Here is a 26,025-nt window from a genome sequence, read left to right as displayed (position 1 = left end):
TCGCCGTCAGGCAGCCACTTCCCTAATCGAGCACCACAAGCTCGGCGGGGTCGTAGTCCACGCCCATAAAGGTAAGACCGCATGCGGGCGCCGTAGGACCGGCAGCGGAGCGATCGCAGGCATCAATTACCTCGCGCATCCACTCGGGATCGCGGCGATGCATGCCGATCTCGACAAGGGTGCCCACAATGGTTCGAACCATCGAATGCAAAAACGCATTGCCCTCGATGGTAAACGTGAGGATGTCCTCGCCAAAGGCGACCTCATGGCCAAACTCGGCACGCATTACGCAGCGGTGCGTAGGTTTGCCCACGGCAGAAGCGACCTTGCAAAAGCTCTTAAAGTCCTGCTCGCCCAAAAGCGCAGGGCAGGCGGCCGCCATCGCATCGACGTCGAGGGGATAGCGATGCCACCACACTGCACCGCGTGACAGCACGGGTCGCGCATCACGGTCGGCGATGCGATAAGTGTACGTGCGAGAACGCGCGTCAAAACGTGCAGAAAAGCCTTTACGGGCCCTGTAGACCTCGTTTATGGCGATATCTTTGGGCAGCAGAGCATCCATAGCCCGCAGCCACCTACGGCGCGTCAAGGCGAGCTCAGCGTCCGTTACGGGCACGCTGATGTATTGGGCCACCGCATGCACGCCGGCATCGGTACGTCCCGCGCACGTCAGATCGATTGGGCGACGCAGCAACGTCTCGATTGCACGGCGCAACTCACCCGCAACCGTCGTCTGGCCCGGCTGCTCGGCAAATCCGCTATAGGAGGAGCCATCATAGGCCACACGAAATACAAGGGTGGCGTCGAGCTCGGGGGTCGAATTGAAATCAGACGGCGCAGTCATGGGCGCTCCCTACAAACAAGCAACGGTATTGCGACAAAAAAAGAGGGGTACGCGAACGTACCCCTCGAATATAGCCTATGCAGACGGAATGTCTACTCAGCAGTCTCCTCAGCAGGAGCCTCCTCGACAGCCTCGACCTTCTTGGGAGCAGCGGCCTTCTTGGGGGCCGGAGCAGCCTTCTTGGCCTTGGGCGTGCAAGGCTCGGTGACGAGCTCCATGATAACGATCGGAGCGTTGTCGCCCTTGCGGTTACCGAGCTTCATGATGCGGGTGTAACCGCCGTTGCGGTCCTGCCACATGCCCTGAGCAGCCTTGTCGAAGATCTCGGCAACGAGCTGCTTATCGCCGAGCTTGGCGATAGCCAGACGACGAGAGTGCAGGTCGCCCTTCTTGGCCCAGGTGATGATCGGATCGACGACCGAACGCAGCGCCTTAGCGCGGGTCTCGGTGGTCTTGATGCGGTCGTTCTCGAAGAGGGCCTTAGCAAGGCTCTTCTTCATGGCCTTGGTGTGGCTCGCATCGGTGCCGAGCTTCAGGCCCTTCTTAACGTTGTGACGCATGGTCTAGTTTCTCCTCAAATATGCGAAGCATTAAGCCTTCAGGCTCAGGCCCATGGACTCAAGCTTGTCCTTCACTTCCTCGATCGACTTAACACCGAAGTTACGGATGTTGAGCAGATCGTTCTCCGAGAACTCAACGAGCTGACGGACCGAGTGAATGCTGGCGCGCTTAAGGCAGTTGTAGGAACGGACGGAAAGGTCCAGATCCTCGATCTGCTTGTCCAGCTCGGCGTTGTCGTTGGTGACCTCGGGAGCGAAGATCGAAGCCTCCTCCTCGACCTCGGGGGTCTCGGCAAGGTTCATAAAGGCGGCCATATGCTGGTTGATGATATTGGCAGCCTGGACCACGGCGTCGCGAGGGGCGATGGAGCCGTTGGTCTCGATCTCGAGGACAAGGCGGTCGTAGTCGGTGTGCTGACCGACACGGCAAGCCTCAACGAGCTTGGCGCAACGGGAAACCGGCGAGTACAGCGAGTCGACGTGGATCACACCGATGGGATCGTTGTCGCGCTTGTTGGCCTCGCCAGAAACATAGCCGCGGCCATAGCCGATGCGCATGCTCATGGTGAGATGGCCGCCCTCAGTGAGCGTAGCAATGTGCTGCTCGGGGTTGACCAGCTCAAACTCGGACGGAATAAAGAAGTCCGCACCGGTGACCTCGCAAGGGCCGTCAACCGAGATGGTGGCGGTTGCCTCGTCGGTCGTGCCGAGAGCCCTGAAGACAAGACCCTTGACATTCAGGACGATGTCGGTGACATCCTCGACCATGTTAGGGATGGTCATGAACTCGTGCTGCGCACCATCGATCTGAATGGCCTCGACGGCGGCACCCTCGAGCGAGGACAGAAGAACACGACGAAGCGAGTTACCCAGCGTATCGCCGTAGCCACGCTCGAGCGGCTCGACGGAGACACGAGCAGAGGTCTCGTTGATCTCTTCGACCTGAACCTGAGGCCTAATGAATTCTGACATGTATTACCTCCAGCCTCAGCAGCCCGGATGGACTACTTAGAGTAGAGCTCGACGATGAGCTGCTCGTTGATATCACCGCTGATCTGCTCACGCGTCGGCAGAGCGAGCACGTTACCAGACAGCTTCTCGATATCGACCTCGAGCCAGCCAGGGACCTCAAAGCGCTCGGAGGAAATCAGGGCCTCCTTGATGGGGAGGAGGTCACGGAACTTCTCGCCGACAGCGACGACGTCGCCGGCCTTGACGCGGTAGGACGGAATGTCCACGCGCTTGCCGTTCACGGTGAAGTGACCGTGACGGACGGACTGACGAGCCTCTTTGCGGGTGCGGGCAAAGCCAAGACGGAAGACGACGTTGTCGAGGCGAGACTCAAGGATGATCATGAGGTTCTCACCGGTGACGCCGTTCATCTTACGGGCCTTGTTGAAGTAGCCGTGGAACTGCTTCTCCAGAACGCCATAGATAAACTTGACCTTCTGCTTCTCACGCAGCTGCATGCCGTACTCAGATTCCTTGCGACGGCGCTTGGGCTGACGGATAGATTCCTTCTTGCTGCTGTAACCGAGCTCAGCGGGATCGATCCCGAGCTGACGGCAGCGCTTAAGAACAGGAGTCCTGTCGATTGCCATATTGATACGATCCTTTCAGTTACACGCGGCGACGCTTCTTGGGGCGGCAGCCGTTGTGCGGAATGGGGGTCTTGTCCTGGATGCTCGAGACCTCGAGGCCAGCAGCCTGGAGGGAGCGGATGGCGGTCTCACGACCGGAGCCGGGGCCCTTGACGAAGACGGAAACCTTCTTCATACCGTGCTCCATGGCCTGCTTGGCAGCAGCCTCGGCAGCCATCTGGGCAGCGAACGGCGTGGACTTACGGGAGCCCTTGAAGCCCACCTGGCCAGCCGACTTCCAGGAAATGACGTTGCCCTGGGGATCGGTGATCGAAACGATCGTGTTGTTGAACGTAGAACGAATGTGAGCCTGGCCCACGGAAATGTTCTTACGGTCCGCGCGCTTCAGACGGGCAGCGCGAACGTTCTTCTTAGCAGTAGCCATCTATCTAGCGCTCCTTATTTCTTCTTCTTAGCACCGATCTGACGCTTCGGGCCCTTGCGGGTACGAGCGTTAGTGTGGGTGCGCTGGCCGCGGACCGGGAGGCCCTTGCGGTGACGAAGGCCGCGGTTGCAGCCGATGTCCATGAGGCGCTTGACGTTCTGGTTGCGCTCACGGCGGAGGTCGCCCTCAACCATGATCTGATTCTTATCGATATAATCGCGGATGGCGTTAACCTCATCCTCGGTGAGGTCCTTAACGCGCGTATCCACGTTAACGTTGCACTCGACGCAAATCTTCGTCGCAGTGGTGCGGCCGATGCCGTAAATGTAGGTCAGACCGATCTCAACGCGCTTCTCACGCGGGAGGTCGACACCATTAATACGGGCCAACGTAGTCTCCTCTCTTAACCCTGACGCTGCTTATGACGGGGGTTCTCGCAAATGACGAGGACCTTGCCATGGCGCCTAATGATTTTGCACTTATCGCACATCTTCTTGACCGAAGGACGTACCTTCATCGTTCTTCCTTTCGGTAGCGCTCAAACTACTTCCCTACTATCTACTCGCCCAGCCGCAGGCGTTTAAAACTATGGCTGGTCTTCACACGCAAACCGACCGTAGGTTGAGCTAAGCCTGCAGTCGGAAAAGAGCGTGTATGCGTGTCGCTATTTATAGCGATAGGTGATGCGACCGCGGGTCAGGTCGTACGGGGAAAGCTCCACGACAACCCTGTCACCGGGGAGAATGCGGATGTAATTCATTCGGATCTTGCCAGAAATGTTGCACAGAACCGAATGACCGTTCTCGAGCTCGACCTTAAACATGGCGTTGGGCAGCGGTTCCTTTACCGTACCCTCGAGCTCAATTGCGTCTTCCTTCTTCACAAGCAATCATCTTTCTCTAGAAAACGACAGCGATTGAGTATTCTACAACACGTATGCACGCATCGTAATAACTTCGTAATGGCTCCACAACTACGTGGAACTTGTTACATTTCTCCGCCCTGGAGCGAACACCAGGATCCTTGCGCATCGGTGGTAAGAATCACCGGACCGTCATCGGTGATGGCGACGGTGTTCTCGTAGTGCGCGGCGGGCAGGTGGTCGTTGGTCGTGACAATCCAACCATCGGAGCCCGTGCTCACATGATTGGATCCCATCGTAACCATCGGCTCGATGGCAATGACCATGCCGGCCTGGAGGCGAACGCCCCTCCCCTTCTTTCCATAATTCGGAACGTTGGGGTCCTCGTGCATCACATGGCCAATTCCGTGCCCCACATAATCGCGAAGCACGCCATAGCCGTGAGACTCGGCGAGGGACTGGACGGCATAACCAATGTCCCCAATATGGTTACCGGGAACAGCCTGCTCGATGGCAGCCTTAAGGCAATCGCGCGTAACCTCGCACAGGGCCTTAGCCTCGGGCGTGGGGGTACCGACGAAAAACGTCCAAGCGTTATCGCCGACCCAACCGTCGACAACGGCACCCGTATCGATGGAGATGATATCGCCATCGCGCAGAATCATGTCGGGATTGGGAATACCGTGCACCACGGCATCGTTAATCGATGCACAAATGGTACCGGGGAACCCGCCGTAACCCTTAAAGGCCGGGGTGCCACCATGCATGCGGATAATCTGCTCCGCAAGCTGATCAAGCTCAAAGGTCGAAACACCAGGGCGAACCATGGCTCCAACGTGGCGGAGCGCCATCTTAGATAGCGCTCCTGCCTTCTTCATCTGCTCGATTTGCGTTGCAGACTTAATCTTGATCATAGACCGAGAGCCTCTTTGACATCCCCGTACACGGTCTCGCGAGCCTGGTCACCGTTGACCGACTTGAGCAGACCCTGGCCACGATAGTAGTCGACGAGCGGGCTCGTGGACTTCTCGTAGACGTCGAGACGGTTCTTGATGGTCTCGGGCTTGTCGTCGTCGCGCTGATACATCTCGCCACCACACTTGGGGCAGGTAGCATCGGCAGCGGTGCCGGTGTAACCGCAGGCGCGGCAGGTGCGGCGCGAAGACAGACGGTCGATGATGACCTCGGGGGCCACGTCGACCAGAAGGGCGCAGTCGATCTCGCGACCCATGGCGGAGAGCTCGGAATCGAGCGTCACAGCCTGGGCGGTGTTGCGCGGGAAGCCATCGAGAATGAAACCTTGCTGGGCGTCATCGGCGGCAAGGCGCTCCTTGACAAGGTCAATCACGAGCTGGTCGGGAACGAGCTCGCCGGCGTCCATGTACTTCTTAGCCTGAATACCAAGCTCGGTGCCACCCTTGACGGCAGCACGCAGCAGGTCGCCCGTGGAAATGTGAGCGACGCCGAACTCGGCGACGAGCTCCTGTGCGACAGTGCCCTTACCGGCACCCGGAGCTCCGAGCAATACGAGGTTCATGAGCAATCCTCCTCTAGCCTATTTAAAGAATCCATCGTAATCATACATCTTGATCTGGCCTTCGAGCTTATCGACCGTGTCGAGCACGACGCCGACCATGATGAGGATGGACGTGCCGCCAAATGCCTGGATCAGCTGGTTACCCGTAAAGGAGAAGATGATCGAAGGCACGATGGCGATGAGCGCCAAAAAGACAGCGCTGGGAAGCGTAATCTTGTTGAGCGCGTTCTTGATGTAGGCCGCGGTAGCCCTACCCGGACGCACGCCCGGAATAAAGCCGCCCTGCTTCTTAAGGTTGTCGGCCGTGTCATCGGGGTTGAACACCATGGAGGTGTAGAAGTACGCGAAAAACACGATGAGGACAACGTTAAGCACCCAGTTGAGCCAGCCGCGCGAAAGCGCAGAGGCAACTGCCTGAATCCAGCCGATGCCGGGGAAGAACACGGCAATCTGAGCCGGGAAGTACAGCAGCGCCGAAGCGAAGATGATTGGCACGACACCCGCGGTGTTGACCTTGATGGGCAGGTAGGTGGTCTGACCACCCATCATGCGACGGCCCACGACGCGCTTAGCGTAGGAGACCGGGATGCGGCGCTGGCCGCGCTCAAGGAAAACAATCAGCGGGATAACCAGCAGGATGATGGCGCAGATGATCACCATGGTGATGATGCCACCGGCATTGCCCTCGGTGCTGGAGAAGATCGCCTGCGGCAGACCGGCCATGATGTTCGCAAAGATGATCAGCGACATGCCATTGCCGATACCGCGCTGGGTGATGAGCTCACCAATCCACATGATCAGCATGGCGCCCGCAGTGAGCGTGCCGACGATCATGAGGTCGAAGATGATCTCGGGAGCGCCGGCGCCATTGAAGCTGATGCCGAAGCTCTTAAAGAGGAAGAGGTAACCCACGGAGTTGAGGATTGCCAGAGCAAGGGTGAGGTAACGCGAATACTGCGTAATCTTGGTCTGACCGACCTCGCCCTCGCGGGCAAGCTCATGCAGGGAAGGCACAACGGCCTGGAGCATCTGGAGGATGATCGAGCTGGTGATGTAAGGCATGATGCCCAGCGAAAACACCGACACATAGCTCAACGCGCCGCCAGAGAAAAGATTCAGGAGGGCCATAGCACCTGCGGCGACCGAATTGTTATCGGTCGAGAAAAGGCCCAGCATCCCCTGGAAGGGAATGCCGGGCACAGGAACGTGCGCACCAATGCGGTACACGACGAGCATAGCTATGGTAAAAAGAATCTTTTCGCGCAATTCTTTGATGCGGAAAGCATTCTTAAGACCATTTAGCACGGCAGCTCGACCTTTCCGCCGGCGGCCTCGATCTTGGCCTGCGCAGAAGCGCTGACCTTGTCGACCTTGACCGTGAACTTCTTGGTGAGCTCACCATTGCCGAGCACCTTGACGGGCTCGAACTCGCTCTTGGTGATGCGAGCGGCCTTAAGAGCGGCACCGTCGATCACAGCGCCGTCCTCGAACTTACGCTCGAGACGCTCAACGTTAACAGCGGTGTACTCGATACGACGGGGGTTACGGAAGCCCGGAAGCTTGGGCAGGCGCATAGCCAGCGGAGTCTGGCCACCCTCGAAGCCGGCACCCTTGGTGCCGCCAGAGCGGGAACCCTGGCCCTTCTGACCGCGGCCAGAAGTGGTGCCGTGACCCGAAGAATTGCCACGGCCGACGCGCTTGCGGTTCTTGGTGGAACCGGGCGCGGGAGTAAGATCGTGAAGCTGCATTTGCTACTCCTCTACAATCTCGACAAGGTGCTTGACCTTGAAGATCATGCCGCGGACGGACTCGTTGTCAGCAATCTCGCGAACCTCGCGGATCCTGTGGAGACCGAGGGCACGGACAGTACGGACCTGGTCCTGCTTGCAACCGTTGGTGCTGCGGACCTGCTTGATCTTGATGGTGTCAGCCATGCTTAGTTCTCCTTACCGACGAACATCTCGGAGACCGTCAGGCCACGGCGAGCCGCGACGTCCTCAGGGCTGGAGAGCTCCTTGAGGCCCTCGACGGCAGCCTTGATGATGTTGAGGCCGTTGTCGGTACCGAGGGACTTGGACAGGACGTTCTTGATGCCAGCAAGCTCAAAGAGGGGACGCACAGCGCCGCCGGCGATAACGCCGGTACCCTCGACAGCGGGCTTGATGATGATGCGGCCGGCACCAAAGTGGCCGAGAACCTCGTGCGGGATGGTGCCCTGCTCGGTCACCGGCACGTGGAACATGTTCTTCTTGGCATCGAGAGATGCCTTGGAGATGGCCATGGGCACCTCAGCGGACTTGCCCATGCCAACGCCGACGTTGCCCTTGCCGTCGCCAACGACGACGAGAGCGACGAGGCTCATGCGACGACCACCCTTGACGGTCTTCGACACGCGGTTGATGTAAACGACGCGCTCCTCGAACTCGGAGGCCTCGCGCTGCTGCTTCTGATTACGAGCCATGTGCTACATACCTCCTAGAACTCGAGACCGGCGGCACGAGCACCGTCGGCGAGGGCCTTGACGCGGCCATGGTAGATACGGCCACCGCGATCGAAGGCGACCTTGGTGATGCCGGCCTCGATGGCGCGCTTGCCAACGAGCTGACCGACCTTCTCCGCAGCCTCCTTGTTCGAGGTGTGGGTGCCCTTGAACTCGGCCTCGAGGGTCGAGGCAGAGACGAGCGTCAGGCTGGAGCCCTTGCTGTCGTCGATGATCTGGGCATAGATGTTGGCGTTAGTACGGGTCACGCGAAGACGCGGACGCTCGGAGGTACCCGAGACCTTGCCGCGAACACGACGCTGACGACGCTTGAGGCCTTCCAGCTTCGCCTTATGCTTGTTCATACGTAAACTCCTAAAAAGGTTGATCTTGCCAGCACCTGACGGGGTGCTGGTCTTATGCGAGTGAGTCGGTTACGACTACTTGGCGGCCTTACCCAGCTTGCGGCGGATGTGCTCGCCAACGTAGTGGATACCCTTGCCCTTGTAAGGCTCGGGAGGACGATGGCCGCGGATCTCAGCGGCGATCTGACCGACCTGCTGCTTGTTGATACCCTTGACGTTCACGTGGGTGTTGTCGGGAACCTCGAAGGTGATGCCCTCGGGAGCCTCGACGATCACGGGGTGCGAGAAGCCCAGAGAGAACTCGAGGTTCTTGCCCTTCTGCTGCACGCGGTAACCGACGCCGGCGAGCTCGAGCTTCTTCTCGAAGCCCTCGGAAACGCCAACAACCATGTTGTGGATGAGGGCGCGGGTGAGGCCGTGGCGGGCACGGGTCTCACGCTCGTCGTCGGGACGGGAAACGGTGAGGACATTGTCCTCGACGTTGATAGCGAGCTTCTCAAAGACATCGAGCTCGAGCTGGCCCTTGGGGCCCTTGACGACAACGTTGTTGCCGTTGACTGCCACTTCGACTCCGGCGGGAATCTGGACAGGCTTATTACCGATACGAGACACGGTGATCTCCTTTCCTTCTACCTACCGAGCGAATTACCAGACGTAAGCGATGATCTCGCCGCCGACGTTGTGCTTGCGAGCATCGCGGTCGGTCATGACGCCATGGCTGGTGGAAATAATGGCGGTACCAAGGCCACCGCGGACGCGGGGCATGTCGGCAACGCCGGTGTACTTACGCAGGCCCGGCTTGGAAATGCGGCGGATGCCGTTGATGACCTTAGCCTTCTTGGGACCATACTTAAGCGTGATGTGCAGAGTCTTCTGGGGAACGGTGTCCTCGACATCGTAGCCCTCGATGTAGCCCTCCTCGTGCAGAACACGAGCGATCTCGACGAGCTTCTTGCTGCTCGGCATGGAGACCGTGGCCTTGTTCACAGAGTTAGCGTTACGGATGCGCGTAAGCATATCTGCGATCGGGTCTGTAAGGTTCATACAGATTCTCCTTCGTTCTTGATGAACACGTGCTCTTGGTTCTTCGCCGCCCTTAACGGCAAAGCCTTTTTAGCGCGTTTTCCCTGTTCCAAACTGATGCTTGAAACGCTGGTAGTGACTTACCAGCTGGCCTTCTTAACGCCGGGAAGCTCGCCCTTGAGTGCAAGCTCGCGGAAGCAGACACGGCACAGGCCGAACTTGCGGTACACAGAGTGCGGACGGCCGCAGCGCTGGCAGCGCGTGTACTCACGAGTAGAGAACTTCTGCTTGCGATTGCACTTGACGATCATCGATGTCTTAGCCACTTATATCCTCCTCACATAGAGTATTGTTCGCCCCAAGCGCCGCCCCCTTGTGGGAACGGCGCTTATAGGGCAGGTGAACCTATTTCTTGAACGGGAAACCGAAGGCGTCCAGAAGGGCCTTGGCCTCCTCATCGGTGTTGGCGGTGGTCACGAAAGTGATGTCCATACCGCGCTGGTGATCGACGGAGTCGAAGTCGATCTCGGGGAAGATGAGCTGCTCGGTGACGCCCATGGAGAAGTTACCACGGCCGTCGAAGCTCTTGGCGGAGATGCCGCGGAAGTCGCGGATACGGGGGATCGCGACGGAGGTCAGACGATCGAAGAACTCCCACATACGGTCGCCACGCAGGGTAACCTTGCAGCCGATCGGCATACCAGCGCGCAGGCGGAAGGTAGCGATGGACTTGCGGGCACGGGTGATCATCGGCTGCTGGCCGGTGATGGCGCGCAGGTCGCGCACGGCACCGTCGATGGCCTTGGAATCGGTAGCGGCCTCGCCGACACCCATGTTCACGACGATCTTCTCAAACTTGGGGATCATCATGACGTTCTCGTACTGGAACTTGTCCTGAAGCTGCTGCTTGACCTCGTTGTTGTACTTGGTCTTCAGACGCGGCACATACTTCTCTTCTGCCATTGTTCACTCCTTCTTGGGGTTTTAAGCACGGGGCGTGGCCACGATGGGTTGTCCTCGTGCCTCCTGGCTGCATCCGCGCCGCTCATGGCATTTTGCGGTTTGGACTCGACGCAGCAGGAGCCGACAAAACAATCGGTACTATACGCGCATCGGGAGCGTATTTCCAGAAAAACCTCGTCTGCCTGCACAACTCCACAACTCCCCCGCACAAATGGATCCCAAAAAGCAGTTGCGGTGAAATAGGGACTGTTTGGCGGCCTAACAGGCTTAAACAGTCCGTATTTCACCGCAACTTATTGGTGGGGATCCGATTAGCGCTTGCGGGGGACGAGTTTGGTGCGGCGCAGGTGGATCATCTCGGCGGCGATGGAGATGGCGATCTCCTTGGGGTCCTCGGCCTCGATGGCAACGCCGATCGGAAGGTGCAGCTCGTCGATCTGGTCCTGCGTAAAACCTTCCTGCTCCAGGCGGGCACGCACAAAGGCCGTCTTGCGGCGCGAACCCAGACAGCCCAGATAGGCAGGCTTGGCACGCATGGCCTGAATCACCACGTCGATATCGGACTTGTGACCCGCCGTGGCGACGACCACCAAGTCGCGCGGACCGATGGGACACAGCTCGCTCAGGTTCTTGTAATCGACCAGGCGACGATCGTAGACACCGGGCACCCATTCGGGCGTCAACGTGCCGGGGCGGTCATCGCAGGCCACGACGGCAAAGCCCGCCGCCGTGAGCACGCGCGCCGTCGCGGCGCCCACGTGTCCGCAGCCAAAGATATAGGTCAGGCCCTCGGGGCAGAGCGTCTCGATGTGCGCGGGAGGAATCTCGGAGGCGGCGTTTGTATAGGTAACCTTACTCCCCTCCTCCACCAGCGAAAGCCCGGGGCAACCCGCAATGGTGCGGCGCGATTCCTCGCCATGGTATTCAGTAGCGTCGCTTTCGAGCGCGCTTGCGATAAACGGCTCAAAGTCGATGACGAAGTCGCCGATACGTCGATACGTCAAGACGTCGGCAATTTCCTGGAACAACGGTGCCTGGATCGCATCCAGATGCAGATAGCACAGGCAGATGGCTCCGCCGCAGATCATACCGCTATCGGAGTTCTCGCCGCCCATGGTGTAGCGGACCAGACGCGATTGCCCCGCGGCCAGCAGCTCTCGCGCCTCGTCCAGCGCAAAAAGCTCGATCTTGCCGCCGCCGATGGTGCCCGCCTGGCTACCGTCGGCAAAGACGGCCATCCAGGCGCCCACGCCGCGCGGCGACGACCCCGCCGTGCCGGCCACGACCACGAGCTCGCACGTCTCGCCAGCACGCAGGGCGACAAGCGCCGCATTCACAACATCGAGCTTTTCCATTGCCGCCTTCTATCCTCTAAAGATATCGGTGAGCATAGCGAGTGCCTCGAGCACGCCGCCGCCGACCGACGTCGCCTTGTCCGAAATGTAGTTGATATAGCTGGCATCGCCGCGCGGATCGACATCGGCGCATTTAAAGCCCTCAGTCACCTGCACGCCGTTCGCCAAAAGCCCGCGCAGACAGCCATCGATCTGCGTGCACATGGGCGAATCGCCCGCATACCCGATCACATCGCCGGCACTCACGATGTCGCCGATCACATGGTCGGACCTAAACACGCCGGCGGCGGGGCTGTGGATAACACGCTCTTTGCCATATCCGGCGATGACGCCCGGCACGCCCGTGTTGGGCTGGGGCGAACCTTGGGTAATGACACGGCCCAGGAAATGCCCACGCATGGTTTCGATCACGGCGTCGCAGTCAACCGGCGCGGTGAAGCCCGGCCCCACAGCGATGACGGCAGGAGCCATGTCGCGCGTGGTACCCAGATTGCGCTTGGCTAGAATTGCGTCGACCACAGCCGCGGGCTCCAGTTCGTCGAGCATCTGTGCCTGGGGGTCCACCACAACGGCGACGTCTCCGGCCTCGGTAATCTCAAGCGCCTCGGCCGACGTCTGCGCCAAGCGGGCGCGAATGCCCTCGACCTCGACCTCGCCCAGGCGAATGGCCTCGCAAAAACTGATTGTGCGACGGATGCACGTGGGAACCGCGATATCGGCCATGACAACTGACACGCCGGCGCGCACCAAGCGAGCGGCGACGCCCGTGGCGATATCGCCGGCGCCGCGAACATAAACGAGCATTCCCGGGACACCTCCCTGTGCTACGGTTTGAGCAGAGCAAATGCGGTTCGACCGCTACTCTGATGATTATTTATTATCACAGTATTATACGGCGGTGAACAGATGGAAACGACGAGCGGAAACCTTGCCTCCGCGCTCAAGATCGAGCCGGGCATTACCGCGATTATCGGCAGCGGTGGCAAGTCGACCTTGCTAAAGACGCTCGGCCTTGAGCTTATGCGCGCTGGCGGCCGCGTGCTCCTCTGCACCACCACGCGCATGTTCCCCGTCGCCGGCGTGCCGTGGGACGGGTCGAGCCGTCGCCTGGACGCCGCGCCCTGGAAGCCAGGTGCCTCACACGCCCTAGGCTGCACCTGCGAGGCCTGCGCGGGGCTTGTGCGGGGAAGCATCTGCCAGACAGGTGTCTTGGACCCCCAGACAGGCAAGTTCTCCTCCCCTGCCGAGCCGCTCGACCAGCTGGCGCAGCGCTTTGACTACGTCCTGGCCGAGGCGGACGGCAGCAAGCGGCTCCCGCTCAAGGCGCATGCCGCCTGGGAGCCGGTGATCCCCTCTGGCACGGCCAACGTCATCTGGCTCGTCGGCGCCTCGGGGCTCGGCAAGCCCATCAACGAAGCTGTCCACCGCCCCGAGCTCTTTTGCGTGCGTTGCGGCTGCGAGCCCACCGACACTGCCACGCCCGAGCGCGTCGCCCAGGTGCTCAATGCCGAGCTGCAGGCGCTGAAACTCAGCACCGCACGCGTCGTGCTCAACCAAGTCGACACGCTCAGCGACCCCACGATGGCCGACCGCTTTGAGGCCGCCCTCGGCCGCCCCCTCATCGCCACCAGCCTCAAATAGCCGGCCCCATCTCCTCAGTTGCGGTGAAATACGGACTGTTTGGCCGCCTGACGGCCGCAAACAGTCCGTATTTCACCGCAACTGAGGGAGGGGACACGGCATCTTTGCTGCTAGCGGGGCACGTAGCGACCGGGCTGGGCTCCGGTAGGCTCGCCGTCGCGTGCCGCCAGCACGCCGTTCACAAACACGGCCTTGGCGCGGCCATGTGCCTCAAAGCCTTCGAGCGGCGTGTAGTCCACAGCCTGATGCTGTGTCGCGGCGCGAATGGTCCAGCGCGCCTGGGGATCCCACACGCACACGTCGGCATCGGCACCCTCGGCAAGACAGCCCTTGCGTGGATACATGCCAAAAACGCGCGCCGGGTTCTCGCTCATCAAGCGGCACAGATCCTCGGGACCCAGCTGTCCCTCAAAGCTCGTGGCAATCGCGACGGGACGATGCTCCACGCCGGGCCCGCCGTTGGGAATCGCGCGGAAATCGTCGCGCCCGCGGTCCTTTTGCCCGTGCAGGTTAAAGCTGCAGTGGTCGGTCGCAATCGTATCGATCTCGCCGGCCACAAGCGCCTCGCGCAGCGCGGCACGGTCACCGGCATGGCGCAGCGGCGGGCTCATCACATACTTGGCGCCCGCAAAGCCGTCCTCGCCCTGCTCCAGATAACAGGTGTCGTCGAGCATCAGATACTGGGGGCAGGTCTCGACATAGATATCCTTCTGCCCGCGCGCTTTGGCAGCGCGAATGGCCTCGAGCCCCAGCTTGGTCGAAAGGTGCACCACGTTGACCGGAGCGTCCCCGGCCAGGTGCGCCAGATACAGCAGGCGGCTCACGGCTTCGGCCTCACACACGTCCGGGCGGCTGAGCGCATGCCCCTCGGGCCCATGAATCCCCTGCTCGTACACGCGCTTCTGCAGCTCATTCACCAGCGTACCGTTCTCGCAATGCACGCACAGTATGCCGCCAATACGCTTGAGCTCCTCGAGCACCTCGAGCGTCTCGGCATCGTCCAGGCGCAAATGATCGTAGGCAAAGTAGGTCTTAAACGACGATACGCCCGCCTCGCGCATGGCCGAAAGATCGGCGCGGTTGCGCTCATTCCACTCGGCGAGTGCCATATGAAAAGCGTAGTTGGCCGTGCAGGTTCCGTCGGCGCGGCGATGCCACTCGGCCAAGGCATCGGGCATGGTCACGCCGCGATCGGCCGTCGCGTAGTCCACAATGGTCGTCGTGCCGCCGCAGGCAGCCGCGCGCGTGCCGGTCTCAAAGCTATCGGCTGTCCAATCCATGCCAGTCCAGCACTGCATGTGCGTGTGGCCGTCGATAAAGCCGGGGAACACCCAGCAGCCCGCGGCATCCTCGACGGTATCGCCCTCGGCCGGCTCAATCGCTGCGGCGATCCGCACGATCTTATCGCCATCCATGGCAAGATCGGCGCGGCGCAGCCCCTGGGACGTCACGAGCGCGCCGTTTTTGATGATGATCATAATTGCTCCTTATTGATTGATGCAGTTGGCCACGCGATCAAAATACGAGCAGGCGGCAATATGCTCCGTTATGCGTCGCTGTCCCTTGACGGTATCGACGTCCCACAGCTCGTAGGCACGCGCCTCGACCAGCGCAACGTCGACGCGACCTTTGAGAATCGAGCCCCCGCCGTCCTTGCCCTCAAGACACATAAGTGCATCGAACAGTTCCGCCGGAAAGAGCACCGGGCTCGAAGGCTCACCGTTGCACGCAAGACGCACCGGATGCTTGCGGCCACGCTCGTCAAATGCACGAACCATAGCCTCAAAAGAATCCGAACTCACGAGCGGCTGGTCGCCCGGCAAAAAGAGGCAACCTTTCCAGTTGCGTTCGACTCCCCACGAAAGGCCCGCACGGACGCTTTCGCTGCGCAGCTCGCCATCGTGCAGCACGCACGAACAATGCTTGTCCTCGCAAATCTGGGCGACCTCGGGCCAACGCGTCGAAACCACGACGTCAAAGCCCTGGGGAACCGAATCGATGGTCCGGGCAATCAGCGGCTCGCCATAGATATCGGCAAGCATCTTGTTAGAGCCAAACCGCTTGCCCTCGCCCGAAGCCATAATGACGCAACCAAGTTTCATGGCGATACCTCCCCTGAAACCATCGTACCCATAACTCGCGCCGCGGGCATCTACATCGAAAGCGCTTATCCCGCACGCCCACGATGCAAAAAAGGGGGCACCCCGCCGGTTGGCAGAGCGCCCCCTTTACATGGCTTACCTCAGCCCAGCTTTAGGCCTGGAACCAACGGGCGGTGTTGCGCTCGTCGAGGGCCTTGAGGGTAGCGGCGGGATCGGCAACCTTCTGCAGGAACATCATAGCTGCGATGGCGTACGGCTTGTAGCTGGCCTCCTTGTACATGCCCACACGGTGCATGTCGAAGACGTCGGCGTTGACCTCGCCGTGCTCGCAGGAGACACCGGAGATGTCGGCGGGCAGCGGGTGCATAAAGATGGTGTCCTGGCCGTTGGCGGTCTTCTCCATGAGCTCGGTCGTGGAGCACCAATCCTGATGCGTAGCGTTCTGAGCGAGCAGCTCCTTCTCGAGCGCGGCGATGCCGGCGTCGTCGCCCTCGGCGTACAGATTGGTACGCTTCTCCATAGCGGCAAACGGAGCCCAGCTCTTGGGGATCACGATGTCGGCGCCCTCGAAGGCCTCGGCCATGGTGTTGACCTGCTTAAAGGTGGTGCCGGACTCGGCGGCGTAGCTCTTGGCGCGCTCGACGACCTCGGGCATGAGGTCGTAGCCCTCGGGGTGGGCCAGGGTGACGTCCATGCCAAAACGGGGCAGCAGGCTGATCAGCGACTGCGGGCAGGACAGCGGCTTTCCGTAAGAGGGCGAATAGGCCCAGGTAACGGCGACCTTCTTGCCCTTGAGGTTCTCAAGACCGCCAAACTCGTTGATGAGGTAGAGCATGTCGGCAGAGGACTGCGTGGGGTGGTCGGAGTCGGACTGCAGGGAGATGAGCGTGGGACGGTGGTCCAGAACGCCATCCTCGTAGGCCTGCTGGACAGACTCGGAGACCTCGGCCATGTAGGCGTCGCCCTTGCCGATGTACATGTCGTCGCGGATGCCGATGACGTCGGCCATGAAGGAGATCATGGTAGCGGTCTCGCGGACGGTCTCGCCGTGGGCGATCTGGGACTTCTTCTCGTCCAGGTCCTGCAGCTCAAGGCCGAGCAGGTTGGCGGCCTTAGAGAAGGAGAAGCGCGTGCGGGTGGAGTTGTCGCGGAACAGGGAGACGGCCAGACCCGAGTCAAAGATCTTGGACGAAACGTTGTTCTCGCGCAGCTCGCGCAGGGCGTCGGCGACGATGTAGAGCGCCTTGAGCTCATCGGTGGTCTTATCCCAGGTGTGCAGGAAGTCGCTGCCGTACATGCCCTTAAAATCGAGGCCGTTCAGCTGCTCGACGAGCTCGGTAAACTTGGCGTCCATGTAAATGTCCTTTCTAAAGGTGAAACGATCGCAATGAGTAGATGCGCCCCGGCATGCGCGTGTGGCTAGAACATGCAGAGCACTATGACGAGGACCCGCTACCGTTGAGGAAGCATGGGAGATAACGACCGCGGGCCCCAAGTCAACAGGGGGTGCCGGGGACACGAGCGGCCCCCGGCTCAACAAGATCGAGGAATGGGACTAGTCGATCTTGTTGTTGGTCAGACCGGCGCGGAACACGGTGGCGTCGCCATCGGCCTGGCTCGGATCGTAGAGGTTCAGGGCAGCCACATACATGGCGGCAGCGGTGACCAGGTCGTCCTTGTAGGTGACCTCGTTGGGAGCGTGAGCCTGAGACTCGGCACCCGGGCCAAAGCCGACGCAGGGGATGCCATAGCGGCCCTGGATGGAAACGCAGTTCGTGGAGAAGGTCCACTTGTCGCACAGCGGACGACCGGTGCGCTTGTCCATGCTGGGCTCGCAGCCGATGCGCTCGTCACCAAACATGGCCTTGTGGGCGTCGACGAGGGCCTTGACGTGCGGAGCGGTCTCCTTGTTGATCCACGTGGGGAAGTAAGCCTCGGTCTCGTAGACCTCGCCGGTCCAGGACGGACGGTCGTACATGTACATGGAGACCTTCACGTCGTCGCCGTACTTCTTGGCGGCCGGAAGGTTGCGGATCTCGTCCAGGCAGGACTCCCAGGTCTCGCCGGCGGTCATGCGACGGTCGATGGAGATGGCGCAGGAGTCAGCGACAGCGCAGCGGCTGGGGCTGGTGTAGAAGATCTGGCTGACGGTGCAGGTGCCGCGGCCCAGGAAGCGGGCATCCTCGAAGTGCTCGGGGTTGTACTTGGGGTCGAGCATCTTGACGAGACCCTTGATGTCGGTCGACTCGTCGCAGCCGTTGTTGTTGAGGGCGCGGACGTCGGCGATGATGTCGGCCATCTTGTAGATGGCGTTGTCGCCGCGGTCGGGAGCGGAGCCGTGGCAGGAGGTGCCGTGAACGTCGACGCGGATCTCCATACGGCCGCGGTGACCGCGATAGATGCCGCCGTCGGTGGGCTCGGTGGAAATGACGAACTCGGGCTTAATGCCGTCCTTGTTGTAGATGTACTGCCAGCACATGCCGTCGCAGTCCTCTTCCTGGACGGTGCCGACGACCATGATCTTGTAGCCCTCGGGGATGAGGCCCATGTCCTTCATCATCTTGGCAGCATAGGTAGCGGAAGCCATACCGCCCTCCTGGTCAGAGCCGCCGCGGCCGTAGATGATCTCGTCGGTCTCGTAGCCCTCATAGGGATCGGCATCCCAGTTCTCGATGTTGCCGATGCCGACGGTGTCGATGTGGGAGTCGATGGCGATAATCTTGTCGCCCTCGCCCATAAAGCCCATGACGTTACCCAAGCCATCGACCTTGACCTCGTCATAGCCAAGGCTCTCCATCTCGGCCTTGATGCAAGCGACAACCTCGCCCTCCTCGCAGGACTCAGAGGGGTGGGAGATCATGGCGCGCAGGAAGCGAGTCATATCAGCACGATGGGACTCAGCCGCAGCCTTAATGGCATCAAAATCGAGTTCTTTAGTCATAACAGTCAACCTTTCTACAAGGGTTTACCTACAGGTAGATATTTCAGATAGATCACTTGTGCCAAGCAGCGTGAGGTCGAGCACCCGGCAAGCAAGTAAACGTAGGGTGGCGGAGCATATGTTTGCTCCGTCGCGAGTTCCGCACGAGCCGGAGAGCACTTAATGTGCTCTCCGTGCGAGCAGGACTGTCCGAGCAGGGAGTAAACATATGCTCCGCCACCCGGACAGGCTAGGCTCGCTAGCAGGTCGGATACTCGCCCTCCCAGACGATGCGACGGTACTGGTCCGGATCGGTGTCGCCCTCGGTGGAGAAGCAGAGCACGGAGCTCGTCTTGTCCAGGCCGATGAGCTCCTTGAGCTCGGCGTACTCGGGATCGAGCATGAGGGTCTCGACCAGGCCGGTGGTCACCGCGCCGGACTCGCCGGAGATGACGCGCGGGTCGCCCTTCTCGGGAGCGCCCAGGGTGCGCATGCCGCGAGCGGTGACCCAGTCGGGGCAGGACACGAAGGCGGTGGTGTGGTTGCGCAGGATATCCCAGCCCAAGATGTTGGGCTCGCCGCAGCACAGGCCGGCCATGATGGAGGGCATGTCGCCGTCCACGATGCGCGGGTCGCCGTCGCCGGCGGCAGCGCCCTTGTACAGGCAGGCGGCAGGCGCGCACTCGACCACGACGAAGGTGGGCGGGTTATCGGGATACAGGTTGGTGAAGTAGCCCACCACGGCGCCAGCCAGCGAGCCCACGCCAGCCTGGACAAAGACGTGCGTCGGGCGGTTGATGGCCATCTCGCGCAGCTGCTCGGCCGCCTCGGAAGCCATGGTGCCGTAGCCCTCCATGATCCAAGACGGGATCTTCTCGTAGCCCTCCCAGGCGGTGTCCTGAACGATGACGCCGCGCTCGCAGGCGTCGGCCTCGGCGGCGGCCATGCGCACGCACTCGTCGTAGTTGACCTCTTCGATGGTCACCGTGGCGCCCTCGGCGGCGATGTTATCAAAGCGGGGCTTGGTGGAACCCTTGGGCATGTGCACGACGGCCTTCTGGCCCAGCTTGTTGGCAGCCCATGCCACGCCGCGGCCATGGTTGCCGTCGGTGGCGGTAAAGAAGGTAGCCTGGCCAAAGTCCTCGGCCAGCTGATCGGAGGTCAGGTAATCGAAGGTGCAGTCGGCAACGTCCTTGCCGGTCTCGTCGGCAATGTAGTTGGCCATGGCAAACGATCCGCCCAGGACCTTAAAGGCGTTGAGGCCAAAGCGGTAGCTCTCGTCCTTAACGCACAGGTTGGACAGGCCCAGGCGCGCAGCCTGACCGTCCAGGCGGGCAAGCGGAGTGACGGTATATTGAGGGAACGACTGGTGGAAGGCGCGGGCCTTCTTCACGTGGTCGAGGCTCATGATTCCCAAGTGCTTATCATCGCTCTTGGGCATCGTGTTGCCCGCCCACTGGATCTTATCGGCCATACGGTGAACTCCTTAAGTCCTCTCTTGCCGGCCCCCGCATACGCGTTTCAGCCCATTCCCATTCATGCGGCTAAACTTTTATGTGGATGCCAAATAAAAAGTTTGTTAGTACTGTTCTATCACACTTTTTGATTGGCAAACCTAACAAATTGTTTGTTGCCGTAATCGGTACCTTTTCGCCGCCGAACGGTCACATAACGCAGCGACGCTTTCGTTATTTGCGAACAAGTGTGGTTTATGGCAAAGTGTGCCCAAACTAATTTTTAGGAAGGCACCCATGACCCCCGCACAGATTGAGTTCTATAAGCGCCTTGCACACGGTCTGGCGCTCCAATTTGGCCCCAACTGCGAAATCGTCGTCCACGATCTGGAGACCGATGACGTGGACCACTCCATCGTAGTGATCGAAAACGGCCACGTCAGCGGGCGCAAACTGGGTGACGGCCCCAGCCATATTGTGTTTGAGTCCATGCACGAGGGCGCCACCGACGTACACGACCGCGAGCCATACCTCACCAAAACCACCGATGGCAAGCTGCTCAAGTCCTCGACGATCTTTATCCGCAACGATGAGGGCAAGCCTGTCGGCATTTTGGGCATCAACTTTGACATTACGCTTATGAAGGCTTTTGAGCGTTCGCTCGACGCCTTTACCGGCACCGGCGGCACGGGCTATACCGAACCCGAGCCCATTACCAAGAACATCGGCGACCTGCTCGAAGACCTGCTGCACGAGTGCGAGCAGTTTGTGGGCAAGCCCGCGGCACTCATGACCAAAGACGAGCGCATTCGTGCCATTGGCTACCTTGACCGTCGCGGCGCCTTCCTCATTTCCAAGTCGAGCGAGCGCGCCTGCGAGTTCTTTGGCATCTCCAAGTACAGCTTCTATAGCTACCTCAATGAGGCCAAGGCGGCAGCAGGCGACAAGTAGGCACTCGCCTGGATTGCCTCTCCCCTTTTGGGCGCGAGTTCTGGAAAGCATGAATCCAAGACCGAGCCGCTTGGAAAGTTCCATATAATCGATGTTATTAGTATTTCGAAAGGGTGGAACAGAATGGCGTTGAGCAAGGCATCATGCACCGGTCGCGGATTGATTCCGGCAATTGGTGGACATGTGCACCGCATGTTCGATGAGGGTGAAGACGACTTGTTTTCGCTGAGCCTTGACGACGTGATGGATGATCGCCCGTGGACCGCCGACGAACTCATGGGCGGCGGGGCTCGCCCGTCAAACCCCAATCCCGCACTTGCGCCTAAGACCGCATCTGCGCCGACTCCTGCGCAGTCGGCTGTTTCGACGCCCGCGCCTACGCCCGCACCCACTTCGGCGCCCACGCCCGCTCCCCGCCCCGCAAGCGACCCGTCCGAGACGGCAGCATTTCTCGCTGCAGCGACGCAGGGCAAATCGGCCGACAGCACCGTTATGTACAGCGCCCAGCAGTTGCCTGTTCCTGCGGCACGCAAGCCTCCGGTCGCAAGGCTCGACGAGCCCGTTGCCCATCAAGTTGCCTACGATTCCTGGGCTGCAACCGATCTGGATGAGACCTCTACCGGCATGCCGGCGCTCGATGTTCCAGTTAACCCGCTTTTTGCCGCCAACACGAGCGCCGCGGACTATGAGGGCGGTGCGGCATATTCCGACTATTCCGATGGCTATGCTGGCACCGGTCGCATCGAGACCGAGGATTATGGCACCGCATCGAGCGATTATCTCAACGATCCGTACGCTGCCACGCCTGCACCGGAATATGACCCGGAGGCCGCGTCCGCGCCGGCGTATACCAAAAGCACGGGCGAAGAGCGCTTTGCCGATTATTACGCCGAGGAAAAGGCGCTGCGTTTCTCGGAATTTCCGCAGGCAGTCAAGGTTGCCTTTATCGCCATTATCATTGCCCTGCTCGGCGTCATTGCGTTTGAGGGATTCCAGCTGTTCCGCGGCCCCACCCAAGCGGAGTCGGAGACCCAGCAAAAAGAGGACGATAACCAGTACCTGGACATCAACACCCTCAAGGGCGACCCCAACGACGGGGACGAGTAGCGGGGGTTAAGGGAGGGCCGGAAGAGCCGGCGGCATGTTACGGCTCCAAAAGCCCTGCCATAAAGATGGGCAGATACAGCACGTCACCATCGCGGTGAAGATTACATTCCGCAAGTACCAGGGCGCGATCGATTCCGTAGCCCTTCGTCGCGAGCGCGTTGTCGAGCGCCGCATGGGACTTAAAGCTCTTGCCCGACTTGACCTCGATGGCAAGAACCTCCCCATCGAGCGTCTCCTCCACAAAATCGAGCTCGCCGACTTTTTTAGACGTAAAGTAGCGCAATCTGAATCCGTGGGCTTTGAGCTCTTGGGCAACGAAGCCCTCAAACGCCGCCCCCATGTTCATGCCAAAGGCGTCTTCCGTCCCCCCATCAAAAACGCCTTGGGCGACCCTTTTGGAATACGACGACATGAGCATTCCGGTGTCCAAGTAAAACAGCTTGAACAAATTTCGTTGCTCCCCCAATAAAAGGGGTGCCACGGGCGCCGTTACGTTATACACGGGAAGCGCGACACCCGCCTCCGATAGCCAGAGAAAATGATCTGTCACCTGCGAAAAACGTTTGACACCGTTAATCGATGACAGTTTGAATCGCTTGTTTTTGGAGCCGGCCTCGCTGGGAATCAGATCATAGATATCGCGAATAACCAAGCGTAGCTCAGGCGGAGCGTACTTTGCGATGTCATCGCGATACAGGGCGTGAAGATCGCGATGGATGTTTCGAACCTCGTCGACATTGCGCGTCGCCAAGAAGGAATTGACCGCGTCGGGCATGCCCCCCACCACCACATACTGATGGAACAGATTGAGCAAGCGGTCATACAGATAGCCGGGGAGCTCCTTTTCGTCCTTTAGACAACCCCTGAGCATGTCAAACGCTCCGGCAGCAACGCCGCTTGCCCAGCAGAACTCCTCAAAGTCGAGCGGGTACATCTGGACCTGCTCGACATACCCCACCGGCAGGGAATCGATGCCCTCGAGCTCAACACCAAGGAGCGATCCGGTAAGGATGTATCGAAAGTCGCCGCGCTGGACCAGGTATTTGATAAACGTCACTACGTTGGGGCATCGCTGCACCTCGTCGATAACCACAACGGTCTTGTTCGCAACCATCGGCTGCGTTGCAGCAATAGACATGCGCATAAGCAGGTCATCCGCGCTTTTTGCCGCCAAAAACGAATCGCGCACGGACGCGTCGGCGATAAGGTCGAACGTCACGACATTTTCGAACGATTCGCTTGCAAAGACGTTGACCAAATATGACTTTCCTACCTGTCGGGCGCCCTTGACCAAAAGAGCCTTGTTAGGCGACGAGGCAAGCCAAGATTCAAACTGTGCTTTCGCTTTTCTCTGTAGCATAAGCGTACCCCTTATTACGTGCTGTTTTAGCACTAGGATACACTTTTCCGTGATTGTTATGTGCTCAAATCGACACTTTTTCGAGGTTTTGAAGTGTGTATTACGACACTTTTCCGTACTTTTATACCAGTCAATATTGCACTTTTCCGGATTTAGGCCGAATAATTGCCCGCGATTCCGACACCAACCGACCAAGAGCAGCCTCTCCCACCAGATGCGCTTTACGGTGAAGAGCCACCAACAAATCTGAGGCAATGAGGGCCGGGGGGCCAATCCCCGGCCTTCAACCTAGCACTGCTTTATAAGATCGAGCACCGCCGGAATATCGTCAGCGCTACGGAGTGCAACATAGGTCGGCATACCCGGCCCAAATCCACCCTGTGCGCGCTTGTCCTGACACATGGCCTCCGGGTCAATCAGCTCGTCCACACTCTTTGCCAAGCCAACGGCAATCCAGCCGCCGTTGCTAGTCCTGCCTTCCAGCACGGCATGCAACTTCCGTTTGCCCGACCTGAATCCTACGTAGTACTTGGCCATATAGGATTCCCACGAAGGATTGGCGTTGAGGATAGACTCGCGTATCTCCTCGAACAATTTTTGATTAAGCCCGCCCTCGGCAAAGGTTGGATGGTTCTCTTGCAAGGTCCAAATAGGCACCTCGTCAGACTTCCCACGAGAGGGGCGATACTTGTCGACGACATCTGCCGGAAGGTCGGGATATTTCCATATCTCACACGCCTCTTTCGCCAGATCGTCCGCGCGCTGCCTAATCTCCTCCTCGCCCCATTTTTCATGCGAGGCGATCGACTTGTTTAGGTAGAGCGGGCTGCATTTAAGTCCCACGTTCGGAAGATTGAGCTTGTCCGAGAACGACCGGTTTGAGTACTCCTGGTTGTAGCCCGTCAGCGTAAGATTTCCCAAGTTGTTGCACAGCCTGTCGTGGATGTCTTCCCAGTTCTCACCAAGCGATTCCTTCCAGCCGTGCTCACCATCGATCGTCTGGGGCATGACGTGCTCGATCTGGTAATCGTCAGCCGAGATGGGCTCCTTCGGGTGGTGCCAGTTCTCCATACGCTCCAGGTAATAGCGCTTTTTAGAGAAGCGGTTGTAACAGTCACGCGTCTTAAGCTCCTCGACAAAATGCTCGTCTGTCGGGAAGTACGCGGTCATACCGCTGCTGTGGATAAGGAGCATCGCCGTAACGTACTCCTCTATATCGGCTTGAAGCTCCAGGTTGCGATACATGCCTGCAAAAAAGTTGTTTAAGCCCGTGGTAAGCCTGCCGCAAACCGCGCGTCTAAACAGAAACGACTCGATGGTCTCGCAGATGCGAAGGAACGCGTTGCGGTCTAGCCTATTTCTCTCGTAAACCGAGTAGAGCAGCATCAAAAGAGGCCTGATCTGTCTCACATCAAGGCTTACGATTCTGCTGAACACCCGACGTAGGCCAGCGTCCTTTTCTTTGTCTCGGAACAGGCTGGCATACCTTTGCGCATACTCGCGCAACTCCTTGAGCAGACTCTCGGTGTCTCCGTCGTAGTCATCGGTAAAATACCGTTTGAACTCGTAATAAGCCTCATTCTCCTTTGGCTGCCTATTGGGAGCCTTGAGCCACAGCCAGTACCAAATGAAGGCGTTAAACTCGCCCTCGCCCCCTTTTCCAAACAGACGCTCAATGGGATGCCAGTAGCCCTCGTAGAGCTTGGTCTGTTCGTCGTTAGGAAGCGACATAAGAACATAGTTGCGTATGAGATCGATGGGCATGAGGGGCTTGCCCTTGGAGTTCATGGACTCAAATATGAGCTGGGCATTATCGACGCCAGCGGTGAGCTTAGTATCGATGACCTGCACGCGGTTTAGCCCCGCCCAAAGCCTTGCCGGATCGAATGATTTTCCGCGCATCTTTTCGCGGAAGAACGCATGGTTCTCGACAATGCGATCCGATTTTTCATCTGGCATGGGAAACCCAGACACGATGGAAAACAGAGTCTCTTTATCGTCCTGCGAGAGCACTAATTTGTAGCGCGCCAGGCCGTTGTAGTCATCATCGTTAAAGAGATAGTTCTTCCGCAGCGCTGAGATCTTGAGATCGCCAAGGAAGCCGGCCTTGTCGGGATTATCCTCCAGATATTCAGCCAAGGCTGTAATCATCAACGAAAACGTCGTCATGCGCTGCTGTCCGTCAATCAGAAGCACGCGCGAAATACTCGTGGCAGAGCTCTCGGACTCGGGGATATAAAGCATCGACCCCACGAAGTGCGATACGCCATCACGACCCGCTCGCATGACGTCATCCCAAAGCACCTCGCACTCTTTTACACTCCACGAGTAAACTCGCTGGTACACGGGAATGACGAACTGCATCTTCGCCACGCCCATAAGGTCGAGCAGATTCGCCTCAGTTGCTTTCATTTGCGCAATCCCCCTTGTCTTGTTTACGCCGTTTGCAGTCAGTCCTCCACTGAGCGGAGGGC

Annotated in this window: 31 protein-coding genes; 3 read left to right on the top strand and 28 right to left on the bottom strand. The window is 59.4% G+C overall.

The window, feature by feature from the left end; genetic code table 11:
• Window positions 1–22: 22 nt before the first annotated feature.
• The 21 genes from truA to yqeB form a co-directional block, all read right to left on the bottom strand.
• The gene (gene truA, locus NBH09_RS00865; RefSeq protein WP_118079434.1) at window positions 23–847 is read right to left on the bottom strand and encodes a tRNA pseudouridine(38-40) synthase TruA; all 825 of its coding nucleotides are present in this window, start codon (window positions 845–847) and stop codon (window positions 23–25) included.
• A gap of 92 nt (window positions 848–939) precedes the next feature.
• Window positions 940–1,407, bottom strand: a complete 468-nt coding sequence (rplQ, locus tag NBH09_RS00860) for a 50S ribosomal protein L17 (protein ID WP_006235277.1) — start codon at window positions 1,405–1,407, stop codon at window positions 940–942.
• A 30-nt stretch (window positions 1,408–1,437) separates the two neighbouring features.
• Window positions 1,438–2,379, bottom strand: coding sequence for a DNA-directed RNA polymerase subunit alpha (locus NBH09_RS00855; RefSeq protein WP_006235276.1), 942 nt, complete (start codon window positions 2,377–2,379; stop codon window positions 1,438–1,440).
• Between the two features lie 32 nt (window positions 2,380–2,411).
• Window positions 2,412–3,008: a 30S ribosomal protein S4 gene (gene rpsD / locus NBH09_RS00850; protein WP_006235275.1), complete on the bottom strand. Its 597-nt coding sequence runs from the start codon at window positions 3,006–3,008 to the stop codon at window positions 2,412–2,414.
• Between the two features lie 19 nt (window positions 3,009–3,027).
• On the bottom strand, window positions 3,028–3,432 hold the full coding sequence (gene rpsK, locus NBH09_RS00845) for a 30S ribosomal protein S11 (RefSeq protein WP_006235274.1): 405 nt from the start codon (window positions 3,430–3,432) through the stop codon (window positions 3,028–3,030).
• A gap of 14 nt (window positions 3,433–3,446) precedes the next feature.
• A complete protein-coding gene (gene rpsM / locus NBH09_RS00840) occupies window positions 3,447–3,821 on the bottom strand; it encodes a 30S ribosomal protein S13 (RefSeq protein ID WP_022094275.1) in 375 nt (124 codons plus the stop codon).
• Window positions 3,822–3,835: 14 nt separating this feature from the next.
• On the bottom strand, window positions 3,836–3,949 hold the full coding sequence (gene rpmJ / locus NBH09_RS00835) for a 50S ribosomal protein L36 (protein WP_006363204.1): 114 nt from the start codon (window positions 3,947–3,949) through the stop codon (window positions 3,836–3,838).
• A gap of 147 nt (window positions 3,950–4,096) precedes the next feature.
• Entirely contained in the window at window positions 4,097–4,315 is a 219-nt protein-coding gene (gene infA / locus NBH09_RS00830) for a translation initiation factor IF-1 (protein ID WP_035137443.1), read from the bottom strand.
• Between the two features lie 104 nt (window positions 4,316–4,419).
• Window positions 4,420–5,208 (bottom strand): type I methionyl aminopeptidase, encoded by a 789-nt coding sequence (gene map, locus NBH09_RS00825; RefSeq protein WP_250786780.1) that lies wholly within the window; start codon window positions 5,206–5,208, stop codon window positions 4,420–4,422.
• The gene (locus NBH09_RS00820) at window positions 5,205–5,831 is read right to left on the bottom strand and encodes an adenylate kinase (protein ID WP_006235269.1); all 627 of its coding nucleotides are present in this window, start codon (window positions 5,829–5,831) and stop codon (window positions 5,205–5,207) included. The genes map and NBH09_RS00820 overlap by 4 nt, the downstream gene beginning before the upstream one ends.
• An 18-nt stretch (window positions 5,832–5,849) precedes the next feature.
• Window positions 5,850–7,136 (bottom strand): preprotein translocase subunit SecY, encoded by a 1,287-nt coding sequence (gene secY / locus NBH09_RS00815; protein ID WP_022094278.1) that lies wholly within the window; start codon window positions 7,134–7,136, stop codon window positions 5,850–5,852.
• Complete coding sequence (gene rplO / locus NBH09_RS00810; RefSeq protein WP_006235267.1) at window positions 7,130–7,579, bottom strand: 50S ribosomal protein L15; 450 nt, start codon at window positions 7,577–7,579, stop codon at window positions 7,130–7,132. Before rplO ends, secY begins: the two co-directional genes overlap by 7 nt.
• Window positions 7,580–7,582: 3 nt before the next feature.
• A complete protein-coding gene (gene rpmD / locus NBH09_RS00805; RefSeq protein ID WP_006235266.1) occupies window positions 7,583–7,765 on the bottom strand; it encodes a 50S ribosomal protein L30 in 183 nt (60 codons plus the stop codon).
• Between the two features lie 2 nt (window positions 7,766–7,767).
• Window positions 7,768–8,292: a 30S ribosomal protein S5 gene (gene rpsE / locus NBH09_RS00800; RefSeq protein ID WP_006235265.1), complete on the bottom strand. Its 525-nt coding sequence runs from the start codon at window positions 8,290–8,292 to the stop codon at window positions 7,768–7,770.
• Between the two features lie 14 nt (window positions 8,293–8,306).
• Window positions 8,307–8,675, bottom strand: a complete 369-nt coding sequence (gene rplR, locus NBH09_RS00795; protein ID WP_006235264.1) for a 50S ribosomal protein L18 — start codon at window positions 8,673–8,675, stop codon at window positions 8,307–8,309.
• A 75-nt stretch (window positions 8,676–8,750) separates the two neighbouring features.
• The gene (gene rplF / locus NBH09_RS00790; protein ID WP_006235263.1) at window positions 8,751–9,287 is read right to left on the bottom strand and encodes a 50S ribosomal protein L6; all 537 of its coding nucleotides are present in this window, start codon (window positions 9,285–9,287) and stop codon (window positions 8,751–8,753) included.
• Between the two features lie 33 nt (window positions 9,288–9,320).
• Complete coding sequence (gene rpsH, locus NBH09_RS00785) at window positions 9,321–9,719, bottom strand: 30S ribosomal protein S8 (protein ID WP_006235262.1); 399 nt, start codon at window positions 9,717–9,719, stop codon at window positions 9,321–9,323.
• 119 nt (window positions 9,720–9,838) lie between these two features.
• Window positions 9,839–10,024: a type Z 30S ribosomal protein S14 gene (locus NBH09_RS00780; RefSeq protein WP_022094280.1), complete on the bottom strand. Its 186-nt coding sequence runs from the start codon at window positions 10,022–10,024 to the stop codon at window positions 9,839–9,841.
• A gap of 79 nt (window positions 10,025–10,103) precedes the next feature.
• Window positions 10,104–10,661, bottom strand: a complete 558-nt coding sequence (gene rplE / locus NBH09_RS00775; protein WP_006235260.1) for a 50S ribosomal protein L5 — start codon at window positions 10,659–10,661, stop codon at window positions 10,104–10,106.
• 311 nt (window positions 10,662–10,972) lie between these two features.
• A complete protein-coding gene (locus tag NBH09_RS00770; RefSeq protein ID WP_250786779.1) occupies window positions 10,973–12,016 on the bottom strand; it encodes an XdhC family protein in 1,044 nt (347 codons plus the stop codon).
• A 9-nt stretch (window positions 12,017–12,025) separates the two neighbouring features.
• Window positions 12,026–12,820, bottom strand: a complete 795-nt coding sequence (yqeB, locus tag NBH09_RS00765) for a selenium-dependent molybdenum cofactor biosynthesis protein YqeB (protein ID WP_250786778.1) — start codon at window positions 12,818–12,820, stop codon at window positions 12,026–12,028.
• A gap of 102 nt (window positions 12,821–12,922) precedes the next feature.
• Between yqeB and yqeC the strand changes: the two genes are divergently transcribed.
• The gene (yqeC, locus tag NBH09_RS00760; protein WP_250786777.1) at window positions 12,923–13,657 is read left to right on the top strand and encodes a selenium cofactor biosynthesis protein YqeC; all 735 of its coding nucleotides are present in this window, start codon (window positions 12,923–12,925) and stop codon (window positions 13,655–13,657) included.
• Window positions 13,658–13,767: 110 nt separating this feature from the next.
• On the opposite strand, the gene hydA is transcribed toward yqeC, so the two are convergent.
• The 5 genes from hydA to dpaL form a co-directional block, all read right to left on the bottom strand.
• The gene (gene hydA / locus NBH09_RS00755; protein WP_250786776.1) at window positions 13,768–15,135 is read right to left on the bottom strand and encodes a dihydropyrimidinase; all 1,368 of its coding nucleotides are present in this window, start codon (window positions 15,133–15,135) and stop codon (window positions 13,768–13,770) included.
• 9 nt (window positions 15,136–15,144) lie between these two features.
• Entirely contained in the window at window positions 15,145–15,759 is a 615-nt protein-coding gene (locus NBH09_RS00750) for a nucleotidyltransferase family protein (RefSeq protein ID WP_250786775.1), read from the bottom strand.
• A 151-nt stretch (window positions 15,760–15,910) separates the two neighbouring features.
• On the bottom strand, window positions 15,911–17,113 hold the full coding sequence (gene ygeW, locus NBH09_RS00745) for a knotted carbamoyltransferase YgeW (protein ID WP_195644111.1): 1,203 nt from the start codon (window positions 17,111–17,113) through the stop codon (window positions 15,911–15,913).
• 201 nt (window positions 17,114–17,314) lie between these two features.
• On the bottom strand, window positions 17,315–18,700 hold the full coding sequence (locus NBH09_RS00740; RefSeq protein WP_099432046.1) for a YgeY family selenium metabolism-linked hydrolase: 1,386 nt from the start codon (window positions 18,698–18,700) through the stop codon (window positions 17,315–17,317).
• Window positions 18,701–18,938: 238 nt separating this feature from the next.
• Entirely contained in the window at window positions 18,939–20,153 is a 1,215-nt protein-coding gene (gene dpaL / locus NBH09_RS00735) for a diaminopropionate ammonia-lyase (RefSeq protein WP_117583046.1), read from the bottom strand.
• Window positions 20,154–20,430: 277 nt separating this feature from the next.
• On the opposite strand from dpaL, the gene NBH09_RS00730 reads away from it, so the two are divergent.
• On the top strand, window positions 20,431–21,084 hold the full coding sequence (locus NBH09_RS00730; protein ID WP_040359230.1) for a helix-turn-helix transcriptional regulator: 654 nt from the start codon (window positions 20,431–20,433) through the stop codon (window positions 21,082–21,084).
• 123 nt (window positions 21,085–21,207) lie between these two features.
• On the top strand, window positions 21,208–22,191 hold the full coding sequence (locus NBH09_RS00725) for a hypothetical protein (RefSeq protein ID WP_117839667.1): 984 nt from the start codon (window positions 21,208–21,210) through the stop codon (window positions 22,189–22,191).
• A 37-nt stretch (window positions 22,192–22,228) separates the two neighbouring features.
• On the opposite strand, the gene NBH09_RS00720 is transcribed toward NBH09_RS00725, so the two are convergent.
• Together NBH09_RS00720 and NBH09_RS00715 are read right to left on the bottom strand one after the other, a co-directional pair.
• Entirely contained in the window at window positions 22,229–23,551 is a 1,323-nt protein-coding gene (locus NBH09_RS00720) for an ATP-binding protein (RefSeq protein WP_117839666.1), read from the bottom strand.
• A 288-nt stretch (window positions 23,552–23,839) separates the two neighbouring features.
• Complete coding sequence (locus NBH09_RS00715) at window positions 23,840–25,963, bottom strand: DUF262 and DUF1524 domain-containing protein (RefSeq protein ID WP_117839665.1); 2,124 nt, start codon at window positions 25,961–25,963, stop codon at window positions 23,840–23,842.
• Between the last annotated feature and the right edge of the window lie 62 nt (window positions 25,964–26,025).

This window comes from Collinsella sp. BG-O-102, assembly GCF_023656745.1.
Classification (GTDB): domain Bacteria; phylum Actinomycetota; class Coriobacteriia; order Coriobacteriales; family Coriobacteriaceae; genus Collinsella.
Note: the sequence above shows the minus strand (reverse complement) of the source record. Positions and strands in the feature narration are given on the sequence as shown.